Origin of the sequence: Pseudomonas sp. GV047 (assembly GCF_003058245.1) — a bacterium.
GTDB lineage: Bacteria > Pseudomonadota > Gammaproteobacteria > Pseudomonadales > Pseudomonadaceae > Aquipseudomonas > Aquipseudomonas marginalis.
On sequence record NZ_QCWA01000027.1, the window covers coordinates 1 to 11169 of the forward strand.

Genomic DNA, 11169 nt, shown 5'->3' on the forward strand with positions numbered 1-11169 from the left:
ATGCACAGCTCGGCAACTGTTCTAGATATGGTTCAGCGCGACCGGTGCGACTTAGGATTTGCGATGTTTTCTATGCAAACGACTCGCTACGGCAATAGCGAGATTTTGGTATCTGCCAAGATGGCCGGAGTCGTACCGGTAAATCATCGCTTAGCGAGTCGGGAAGTTTTGCATCCAGAGGATTTTGAAGGTGAAAGTTTTATTTCTTACATGCCATTGATGGAGTCGCGCAAGAAAATCGATTCACTTATGCATGGCATCAACAGACGTATGAGCGCTGAAACTCAGGTTTCTTCAGCAATCCTCAAGCTGGCTGAGGCGGGCTTGGGAGTTTCCATTATTGATCCTTTGACGGCGAGTGCCTATACGGGAAATATGCTCAAGTTCATCCCTTTTGAGCCCGCAATCATAGACGACTTTTCTATCGTCATATCGCAACGCAACTCATCCACACTCATCCTCAAGCCGTTCATTGACCATGCCCGGCGAGAGATACGAAAGATGGTGCCTGCGAATCTTATTGTCCGAGGCTAGCGCCACCTCTGATACCCAGAATGGCGCAATTGGTCGATCACGTGGCCGTGTGCGCATTCAAAGTCATACTCGTTGCCCCCCCCACACCAGAGAGAGCACAAAGTCTCGCTCTCCACAGGAGTCGAGACTTCGTTGTCCTGCATATCGCCTTGCCACTGAAAGTGGACTGCAGCATGCTGCCTCACGCTGCCCCTGACTGTGTTACTCACTAACTCTTCTCGATGCTCCTCAACAAAGGTGGACACGCAACGTATCAGAGACGGTCTCGCTGACCAACGACAGTGTATCCACGGTGAGCGAGCTATCGGCCAATCCGGCCAAACTCAGATACAGCCGTCGCGGGAATTGCGCTGCTCTTGCTTGGGCGCCACCGTGGGGTTAGCCCACCTCAGTTCTTGCGCAACCGATGCCCGGTTTTCCCGCGTTTAGCGCCCGTACTACACCGACATGTTCGTACTGGCCCGCAGGCGACATCTAGCCATGGGAACTGATACTAGGACCAACGAGCGAGCGTGGGCAGGTATCGACCAGTGAACAAGCCACCTATACACATCGGCAATGGACCCTACTACTTGTTTCAAATCAAGCGTCCAAGTATCTGCGAGAAAATAGTGTACTTGGCTGCACCTAATTTTCAAACCATGTTTTGGCGCCTCAGCTGACAACCCGATAAAGATTATCAGAGCTTTCCTTCCACTCAACCGGATAGGCCATTGAACAATAGACATATCACAACAACATCAAGCAATAGGAAAATGGTATGACTAGCCTAGTTGAAAACCAACTAACACATCACCGACAAAAATAGGAAATAGGCTTACTCCCTGAACCTAACCAAAAATCAGCTGTCTGCAAAAATGGTCTATATTGCTTCACCTAAAACATTCAGATCGCCGGCATCTGAATTGATAAACCAATACAGGCTACAAGAGTCCATTCTCAACCCAAAAAAAAGGCTCTTGAGCAAACACATATGGAAACAACATCGAGCAATAGGTAAATGGAATGACCTCGCCAAGCTAAAAACCCGAGTAAACAGCCACTGCCATCAGTTAGGTTGGTATACAGGTATTCGGCGAGAGGCCTATCCAATAGGAATGGAGGTCCATCGCTATTATGTCCATTTATACTTTTAATCCGCATTCCAAAACCTTCTACCGCCCAATCGACGCAGCATTGCGTTGGTGCAATCTCATCCGTTACGAAGCACAGATAGTCCAAGCAACATGGTCTCGTCCCGAGGAGCTTGCCTCCCTATTTCCGCAATGGCCCTGCTTGCACGCAGCTATCGAAAAAATCTACGACGCAGTACGTAACGGAGAACTGACTTACGGCTGTCTCGGTATTTCGGTTCCCAGAGGGAGTTACGTGGAGCCCCCCCAATTGACAATCCGCCACTCTGATTTGCGCCACTGGATGCAGGTTTATTATCCCGATCAGAAGCCTAGCTTTCTGTTTAAATCAGGTAGAGACGCCCATGAGAATGTCAGACTGGGAACCTTCCTTGCGCTACAAGCGGATAGGGATACCCTCTTGCGAGAGCTGGATACGCAACAGCGTCATCTCCAAGATATTCTGGAAGATCTTCGGGCTATCGGGCTTGAACGGGATGACCTCAAAGTGATGGTCAAAGCACATGGACAACTCAGCGAGCGTAGCGAAATCACTTACCAGAACATCATCGGCGCCTTAGTGAACCTCCTGCTGGACCATTCGCCCGCTGGAAAGCCCCTCTCCGTATTCAAGAATCAAGCAGCCATCGTCGATGCCGTAATCGCACGCCATCAAGATGTGCCCGGCCTCAGCAAACGAACGCTGGATGAAAAGTTCGCCGCGGCCAATCGCAGCCTCAAAAAACGCAAATAGACCGAAGCATTGCACTGCAATCCCAACGATTGCAGTGCAATGACTCTCCCCGATTTCTGCTATTCCATTCAGGTCACTTCCCACCACGCGCCAATCGGCGCCAGGAGTGACCAGCATGTCCAGTCAATCCACCCCCATCGTCGAAGCACCTCAACTGCAAGTAGAACGCCACATCATGCGACGTGACGAGGTGGAGCGAAAAACTGGCTTCAAACGCGCGCACATCTACAACCTGATGAAAGAAGGTAAATTCCCTCAAGCCAAACGCATCGGTCTGCGTGCGGTCGGTTGGGACTCGCTGGAAATTGAGCAGTGGGTCGCTGAGCGCTTAGGCCAGCAGGCCTGATGTCATGCGTGTTGTATCGGTGGTTTCCACTAAAGGTGGCGTGGGCAAGACCACGGTGACCGCCAACCTCGGCGGCCTTCTCGCAGATGCGGGCCTGCGCGTCCTGCTGCTGGACCTGGATAGCCAACCCACCCTCTCCAGCTATTACGCCTTGAGCCAGAAGGCTGATGCAGGTGCGTACGAGTTCATCACACTCAACCTAGCTATGCCTGCGCAGATTATTTCCAGGACAGTGATTGCAGGGCTTGATCTGATCCTCTCCAACGACGATCAAGGCCGGCTGAGTACCTTGCTGCTGCACGCTCCTGACGGGCGATTACGGCTGCGCAATCTGCTCGACAACTTCCGCCCCTACTATGACGTGCTTTTGATCGACACCCAAGGTGCGCGTAGCGTGCTGCTGGAGATGGCCATCCTGGCCTCCGACCTCGCCCTCTCTCCCATCACCCCGGAAATGCTCGCTGCCCGCGAACTGCAGCGCGGCACCTTGAAGCTCCTCAGCGAACTCGAACCTTTCCGCCACCTGGGCATTCCACCTCCCCCCTTACGACTGCTACTGAACCAGGTGAATTCTATTCGAGTGGACACACGGATGATCATCCGTGGCCTGCGCGAGACCTTCGCTGGGGCAAACAACATCTCGGTTCTAGACACCGTAGTTCCAGACCGAGTGGCGTACCTCAATGCCGCCACCCTTGGCCTACCGGTCCACCGAATCGAGACGTGCCGGTCACGCGAACGGCGCTCGCCATCAGTGCTGGAAACCATGCAAGCGCTGGCCATTGAACTGTTTCCGGAATGGCACAAAGCGATCTCTTCGGTAAGCCGATGCGCGGAGGTTCAATGAGACAAATCACCCAACTGGCACTTCTCACCCCGTCATTGTGTTTGATCGATCTTGAGGCCAACCGTTTGGCTAGGAGTTTTCTGATGTTGGATCAACTTCCCATCATCGTTCCACCGTCCACTCAACCACACCACCCACCTTGTGAGGAGTACTGCACCGTGGTCTTTCGCCTGCAGGGTGGGCGCTCGGCCATGGGCTGGTTCCTCGCAGAACTCTCCCGACATTTCGAAGGTTCGGGCACTGCCGAGATCGTCAAGTTCGAGGTCGGTGACCATTTGCGCAACCGGCGTTAACTGAGGTTGTTCAGATGAAGAAGCTCAGTCAGGAGCAGATCACCGACAAGCTGCACCAGGACCACTTCCCTCGGGGCCCGGAGCTGGAGCGGCTGTCCGATCCACTCATCGACACGCCCATGCTGGTCACGCTGGAGCAGTTGCGGCCCTACGAACACAACCCGCGCTTCATCCGTAATCCGCTGTACGACGACATCAAGGCGTCGATCCGTGAGCGCGGACTGGATCAACCGCCACCGATTACCCGCCGCCCGGGCGAAACCTATTTCATCATCCGCAACGGCGGTAATACACGCTTGGCAATTCTCGGCGAGCTGTGGCAGGAAACCCGCGACGAGCGCTTCTTTCGCATTCATTGCCTGTTCCGACCTTGGAGCAATGAAATCACCGCCCTACTCGGCCATCTGGCCGAAAGCGATCTGCACGGCCAACTCACTTTCATCGAACGGGCTCTGGCGGTAGCCAAACTTAAAACCATGCTCGAAGCAGAGGGAGCTGTGCTCTCACAACGTGAGCTCGTTCGACGTCTTGCCGCTGGAGGCTATCCAATTTCGCAGTCGCACATCAGCCGGATGCTGGACACCCTCGAATACTTATTGCCCGCCATTCCACAAACCCTGTATGCCGGTTTGGGCAAACCTCAAGTAGAGCGCCTGATCGGTCTACGGAGCCAGGCTGAACGAACCTGGAACCGCTATCCAACCGCGCCCCTCGTATTCGCCGAGTTTTGGCTAGAGACCCTGGGCTACTTCGATGCCGACCCCGAGTCCTTCGATCTTGAGCGGCTCCAAGATGAACTACTCGAGCGCATGAGCCGTTTACTCGGACAGTCCTACCGCATGTTGGCCCTGGAGCTGAGCGATACCCAGCGAGTCATCTCAACGCCGGGCATCGTCGTGACCACACCCTCAGAGAACACCCATCTGCCGGGCGTTGATGTCGCCGCGGCAGGAGCTCCCTCCTCCGAGCCCCATTCCAAATCAACGGATGCCAGACCCCAGACCGAACCAACGCGAGAGGAATTGCTTACACCGCCTGGAACGAAGGTCGTATCAGCGGTCAGTCCTCCATCACGCGTTCAACAGATTCGTGAACAGATCGATCGCGAGATTTCAATCGAAGCAGTACCGACAGTAGAGGCCTGCGCGATCGAAGACATCTGGACCATCGCCCCCACACTGGACAGCCCTGAACACCTGCGTTCAGCCATCGCCGGACTGGCGCGGGAAATGGCGGCCTATGCCGGACATCCCGAGAGCATCATCGATCAGCAGCTTGGCTTGGGCTTCGCTCTAGACATCGAACGGGTTGATCTTGCCACGCCTCGCGCGGCCGGCGTTCACCTACTGCTCCTGGCCCTGCTGCGCGCTCAAGACGAAGTCAACTGGGAAGATCGTAAGCAACTGCCGTCAGCGCTGTTCGGCCAATTGTTGCTGGGGATCTATCAACTCCCGCTCACAAATCGTCCCGCCGTGGACGTGGGACTGGAGCGACTGCCCGACGGTCTATTAATCAAACTGTATCGCCTGATCCGCCTGGCCCGTCGCCTCATCGACTTAACGCTTACTCCTGAAGACGACTCACCGAAGGAGCTGCCATGAACCTGTCCTTCAATGTGCTCAACCAGGCCATGCTGACCCAGGTGCTGCACGAGTTGCGCCAGGGAAACCTGCAGCGGTGCAAGGCACTCGGACTGGGTGAGGACGACATCTACTTGTTACAATCCTTACCGCCCACCACCCTGTCACGCCTGGCCCATGCCACCGTACCCTGGGTAGAGGTCAAGATCGACTCGCCGGTGCTGCATCGATTGATCGAACAAGCCGAGCGCGACGAGCAGAACGAGCGCTTGATCAACCGAGCGCTCAAGCTGGGCGCCAGCAGCACCATCATGTATCAGTGCTTCGGCTTGGCCCATTCGGAAACCGCCCTACGTCGACGTCTGCTCAAGATAGAAACCCGTAAAGGCCGTCCACAAAATTTGAGCGAAGCCCAGGAACACGCGCTCTGGCAGCGTTGGTGCCAGCTACGCGCTAAGGACGGTACCGAGGATCAGCTCGACGCCATGATGATGCTGGCCGAAGAACAACAGATCAGCTTGACCATCGTTTGGCAGCAGATTGACCAGTACAGCAACGGGACATGAACACTGCCCCTTCCAGTCGCTGGCAGCGTGTCCTGCAGCAATGCACCCAGCAGCTGAGTGAACGCTGGCCCGCACGCCCGACCACTGAACCACCCTCTAACCTGGCTCTACAGGCGGGCTTTCTGTTCAGTGGCCAATCACACGAAGTCGTGCCGCGTCGCCTGCTGTTGGATAATCGGCTGACGCCGTTGGAGCGGAATGCCTGGCAAGTATTTCGACTCATGCTGCAAGGTCAGGGCATGGTCACGCCGCGCTATGAGGATTTGCAGCCTTACCTGTCGAGCGTCCCCTACGGTGCATCAGCTTCCCGTGAAACCATCGCTCGCGTCTTGACGATGCTCAGGCTGACACGCTGGCTCAGCTTGGTGAGTCGGGGACGCGATCAGCTCAGCGGGCGCCTTCAAGGTTCTCTGTACGTTCTGCACGATGAGCCGTTAACCCCCGCCGAAGCCATGGAACTGGATCAGGATTACCTGGCGCTGGTCGGACATGCCCTCGGTCATGCCACCAAGGCGGTGCGTATTGTCGCTCAGCACGTTGTGGAGGAAGTCCGCCAGGACACGAATATCGATCGTGATCGATTACCGACGCGGCTCGACTGCTGGGGCGAACACTGGATGCAGCAAGGACTGGATCTCGCACCCGAGGACGCCTTACACGATTCCGAACTGGGTAGTGATCACCGCGTTCGGAATCGTGCAGGCCCTCGTTCGGATTCCGAACCGGGACTGAACGTCAGTGTTTCCGGCACCGTTCGGAATTCGAACGCCGCCTGTACTGTATTAAAAGAAAGTATTTGTACAGTACCGCGCGCGACCCCAGCGGTGGATAACCCGCACTGGCCCGCTGCGCTGCACCTGCGCCCAAGCGAGCGTCAGGCCGTCGCCGTGGCGCTGAACAAGCTCAAACCAGCGGATCGGCAGGCGGTGCTCAACGAAGCGGGGGCACGCTGTGCGGCCGGTGGAATCCGCAAGCCAGCGGCGTATCTGATGGGCCTGATCCAGCGCGCACTGAAAGGCGACTTTCGTCCTTGGGCAGGCCAGACAGAGCCCTCACCCACTGCAGATCCGCCACCAACAGCACAGTCACGCCCGTCTCGAAAACAGGGCGAACCCGCATCCGCCCTCGCCCAAGCGTGTCTGAATGAGCTACGCCAACTGCGTGGCAAACGCGGTGGACGTCAGTAGATTTGATGCCAGCGGCATCAAATCCATGGAGTTCCATTCTACGAACACATCGGACCTAACGATGAAACTTTTAGGGAAAAGCAGGGGCATCCTTCCCATGAACGTAGACGTCCATGGATTTGATGCCAGTGGCATCAAATCCATGGAGTTCCACTCTACGAACACGTCGGACCAAACTATGAAATTCTTCGGGAAAAGCCGGGACATCTTCTCCCATTGACGTCTCCATAGTTAACCCTCCTAAACCAAACCGAACAGACCGCATTCAGCTTTTTGGCTGCCCTTGACCCTCATCTGTCGCAACGTTCTCGTCCAAGCTTATGCGAGGACAACACCGTGGCCGATCACTACCAACTCAACCTGGGTTCATTGCGCAGCAGCATCACCCTGACCCTGCACACCCACCATGCCGCCCGTATCTGGCAAGGTCGGGCCGCACGCGAAGGCGTCCACTCGATCATGGGTATGGCCGGCTACATCAGTGTCACCAACCTGATCAAACAAACCGCGGCCCAGGACGATCCCTATGCCGATTGGGCCATCGTGCAACTCGAAGAAAAACTGATGCAGGCCAAGGCTGGGATGCGGGAACTGACCCAACAGCTGGACCGGATCAGACAGGACCTGCCGACACAGATCGACATGGGCGACAACCTCAACATCCACCCCGTCACCTTGCCGTTGTACATCGGCAGCCAGCTGGGTTTTCTGGCGGTCTACCTGCTGACCGACTACGACACCCTGGTGCGTCGTACCCTATTGGCCCATCACACCGCCCTGATCGGCCGCGTCGACATGGAAGCCTGGATCGATGATGGCGCCCATCTGCTGCGCAGCCTATTCGGCCAGGCCCAGCGCTATCGGCATGCCGGCGTCACACGCGATGACATGGCGGCGAACAACGCCCGCGCCATTGCGGCCATCGAGAAGATGGGTTTGCCCCCGATGGACATCCTTGAGGGTCATCGCCGCTCCCAGTTCGCGCCTCCGATCACTCGTCGTGGGGCTGTGTCAGTGGATGACGATGACGCGTTGGCAGAGGACGCGGGAGGGCCCTCTGCGACAGTGGATGAGCCGGAGGACGAAGCATGAATCCCATGACTCCGGCTCACCCAATGCCCTTCGACGCGTTGACACCGGATGCCTATCGACAGCTCGAACACGCAGCCTCCCTAAAAGGCCTTTTAAAACCTTTTAAGGGTAAGGGGGAGTTGGAGCACCTGGCGCAGATGGCGAGGGAAATCGAGGCGCAGTTATGTCACCTGATGGAGGCTGTGGTGCAGCAGGCCGGACAGCCTCCTTACTCACTGCTGGATATTCGATTGGTGCTGCAGAACACCAGCGCGGGCAGCACCTTTTTGCGTTGGCGCACCCGTGACTTCGCCCGCATGGGCGTAGCGGTCTGGGAACGCCAGGTCCGTAACCAAGCCCTGCCTCAGGCCGTACGCGAGGGATTGCACCGTTTCGAATGCGAGCGCATTGCACTGAACCTGCAGATGAGCGTGGTGCATTCACTCTACCGCCAGGCCACGACCTGTGCGATCAAAATGGCCAGTGCCGAACGGTTACTGCGCCAGTTCACACCCGCAGTGGAGGTATCACGATGAGTACTTTTTTCGTCGGCGAAGGCAATATCGGCAGTGCGCCAGCGTTCCAAGAATTTCCATCAGGCAATGACGAGCCACGGCGTTTGCTACGGCTGAATGTGTACTTCGACAACCCCGTACCACGCGAGGGCAGCTATGAAGATCGAGGTGGCTATTGGGCGCCGGTTGAGCTCTGGCACCGCGAGGCTGAACACTGGAGCACGCTGTACCAGAAAGGCATGCGCGTGCTGGTCGAAGGTCGTACCGTGCGCGATGAGTGGGAGGACAGCGAAGATAACGCGCGGGTGACCTTCAAGATCGAGGCCCGTCGCGTCGGTGTCCTGCCCCACCGGGTGCATAGTGTGATCATGCGGGAACGATCCAGTGAGCAGTCAGCAGCCGCGAAACACGTCGGGCAAAATACCGAGCAAACCATTTCAACTGTGTCGAAGCCCAGCAAGCGCAAAGCGCCGCCACCTAAGGCCTAATAGCTTAGGTATAAAAATTGCGCCTTTGCGCGAAGTTGCCGACCAGTGATTACTCGCTGTTCGTGAAGACTCATCCTGTTGCCCACGCTACAACAAGGTAGCAGCCTCGGCCCATTCAAAGCTGCACTCACCGACTAATATGAGGAACCTGTCATTCAGATTTCTCATATCTCTCCCCTGCTGTTTTCACCAACGCTGCTCCGAACTCAATCCGGAGCAGTTCTATGCGCCTCTTCCTCTGCGAAAAACCTTCCCAGGGTCGGGACATCGCCAAAGTGATTGGAGCTACTCGGCGTGGTGATGGTTGCCTGATCGGCACCGACTCAACCGTCACCTGGTGTATCGGCCACCTACTGGAGACGGCTCCGCCTGAAGCCTACGGCATTCAGTACAAGAATTGGTCGTTGGATCATCTACCGATCATTCCTGAGCAGTGGCGGGTCGAGGTCAAACCCAAGACCGCGGCACAATTCAAAGTCATCAAGCGCCTGCTCAAGGAAGCCGCCACGGTCGTCATCGCGACCGACGCCGACCGCGAAGGTGAAATGATTGCCCGCGAGTTACTGGAGCTCTGCCAGTACCGAGGCCCCATTCAGCGCCTCTGGTTGTCCGCCCTCAACGAGGCATCGATTCGCAAGGCACTGTCCTCGCTGAAGTCTGGTCAGGAGACCTTCCAGCTCTATCACTCAGCCCTCGCCCGCAGCCGTGCCGACTGGCTGATCGGCATGAACCTCAGTCGTTTGTTTACCCTTCTTGGTCGGAGAGCGGGCTATGGCGGTGTATTGTCGGTTGGACGCGTCCAGACACCTACTTTGCGCTTGGTGGTCGATCGGGATCGTGCGATTGCCGGCTTCCTCTCGGTGCCCTACTGGGACGTGGATGTGCATCTGTCCTCAACGGGGCAACAATTCATTGCATCGTGGTTACCACCGAGCTCAGGACGAGATGAGGCCGGTCGTTGCCTGAATCAGACGCTTGCCCGTCACGCGGTCGAAGCGATCTCTAGCGGTAAGACCGCCACAGTACTCTCGCTGCAGACTGAGCATTCCCGCGAACCGCCCCCCCTGCCCTTCGACCTGAGCACACTGCAAGAAGTCTGCTCGCGCAAGTTGGGGCTCGGAGTCCAGGAAGTCCTGAACATCGCCCAGGTTCTGTATGAAACCCACAAAGCCACCACCTACCCGCGCAGCGATTGCCGCTATTTGCCAGAGAGTATGTTCGACGAGGTACCCGCGGTATTCGATGCTCTGCTCAAAACGGATCCCACACTGCGGCCCGCACTCGCAAGCCTCGATCGATCGTTGCGCTCACGGGCATGGAACGATGCCAAGGTCACCGCCCACCACGGCATCATCCCCACCACCGAGCCGGCGAACCTTGCGCGGATGTCCGAACAAGAGCGCAATGTCTACGAACTGATCCGTAGCCACTACCTCGCGCAATTTCTTCCGCATCATGAGTTTGATCGAACCCAGGTAGAACTGGAGTGTGGCGAAGAACGATTGACCACTGTTGGCAAACAGATCCTGGTCCAGGGCTGGAAAGGCTTGCTCTACGAAAACACCGAGGAGGATGAGCCCAGTCACAAGTCCCAAGTCTTACCCGTCTTGCAACAGGGTACTCAGTGCGCAGTGGACAACGGCGAACTCAAGTCCATGCGCACTGCCGCTCCCAAACCGCTCACCGAGGGCGATCTGATCAAGGCGATGAAAAATGTGGCTAAGCTGGTCAACGACCCACGCCTGAGACAGAAGCTCCGGGACACCACCGGTATCGGCACCGAAGCCACGCGAGCCGGTATCATCAAGGGGTTGATTGATCGCGGTTATTTGCTGAAGAAAAAACGCGCCTTGATGGCCTCCGCAGCGGCCCATAC

General features: G+C 56.7%; 12 protein-coding genes. All 12 read left to right on the forward strand.

All coding sequences use genetic code 11. From position 1 onward, the window contains the following. Window positions 1-534, forward strand: a 534-nt coding sequence (locus C8K58_RS31910) for a LysR substrate-binding domain-containing protein (protein ID WP_256592566.1), incomplete at its 5' end; no start/stop codon positions are given. A gap of 1116 nt (window positions 535-1650) precedes the next feature. Continuing rightward, complete coding sequence (locus tag C8K58_RS31915) at window positions 1651-2400, forward strand: hypothetical protein (RefSeq protein WP_108574910.1); 750 nt, start codon at window positions 1651-1653, stop codon at window positions 2398-2400. A gap of 115 nt (window positions 2401-2515) precedes the next feature. Next, window positions 2516-2746 carry an AlpA family transcriptional regulator gene (locus C8K58_RS31920; protein ID WP_108574911.1) on the forward strand — a complete coding sequence of 77 codons (231 nt, stop codon included), beginning with the start codon at window positions 2516-2518 and terminating at the stop codon, window positions 2744-2746. A gap of 4 nt (window positions 2747-2750) precedes the next feature. Further along, the gene (locus C8K58_RS31925) at window positions 2751-3593 is read left to right on the forward strand and encodes a ParA family protein (RefSeq protein ID WP_108574912.1); all 843 of its coding nucleotides are present in this window, start codon (window positions 2751-2753) and stop codon (window positions 3591-3593) included. An 83-nt stretch (window positions 3594-3676) separates the two neighbouring features. After that, window positions 3677-3886, forward strand: a complete 210-nt coding sequence (locus C8K58_RS31930) for a hypothetical protein (protein WP_031320302.1) — start codon at window positions 3677-3679, stop codon at window positions 3884-3886. A gap of 14 nt (window positions 3887-3900) precedes the next feature. Beyond that, entirely contained in the window at window positions 3901-5487 is a 1587-nt protein-coding gene (locus C8K58_RS31935) for a ParB family protein (protein WP_108574913.1), read from the forward strand. Next, window positions 5484-6032, forward strand: coding sequence for a DUF2857 domain-containing protein (locus tag C8K58_RS31940; RefSeq protein WP_108574914.1), 549 nt, complete (start codon window positions 5484-5486; stop codon window positions 6030-6032). The genes C8K58_RS31935 and C8K58_RS31940 overlap by 4 nt, the downstream gene beginning before the upstream one ends. Continuing rightward, window positions 6029-7219: an STY4528 family pathogenicity island replication protein gene (locus C8K58_RS31945; RefSeq protein ID WP_108574915.1), complete on the forward strand. Its 1191-nt coding sequence runs from the start codon at window positions 6029-6031 to the stop codon at window positions 7217-7219. The genes C8K58_RS31940 and C8K58_RS31945 overlap by 4 nt, the downstream gene beginning before the upstream one ends. 336 nt (window positions 7220-7555) lie before the next feature. Further along, window positions 7556-8311 (forward strand): PFL_4669 family integrating conjugative element protein, encoded by a 756-nt coding sequence (locus C8K58_RS31955; RefSeq protein ID WP_108574917.1) that lies wholly within the window; start codon window positions 7556-7558, stop codon window positions 8309-8311. Beyond that, window positions 8308-8826: a DUF3158 family protein gene (locus tag C8K58_RS31960; protein ID WP_108574918.1), complete on the forward strand. Its 519-nt coding sequence runs from the start codon at window positions 8308-8310 to the stop codon at window positions 8824-8826. The genes C8K58_RS31955 and C8K58_RS31960 overlap by 4 nt, the downstream gene beginning before the upstream one ends. Then, on the forward strand, window positions 8823-9293 hold the full coding sequence (locus C8K58_RS31965) for a single-stranded DNA-binding protein (RefSeq protein ID WP_108574919.1): 471 nt from the start codon (window positions 8823-8825) through the stop codon (window positions 9291-9293). Before C8K58_RS31960 ends, C8K58_RS31965 begins: the two co-directional genes overlap by 4 nt. A gap of 224 nt (window positions 9294-9517) precedes the next feature. Beyond that, window positions 9518-11169, forward strand: a 1652-nt coding sequence (locus C8K58_RS31970) for a DNA topoisomerase III (RefSeq protein ID WP_108574920.1), incomplete at its 3' end; no start/stop codon positions are given.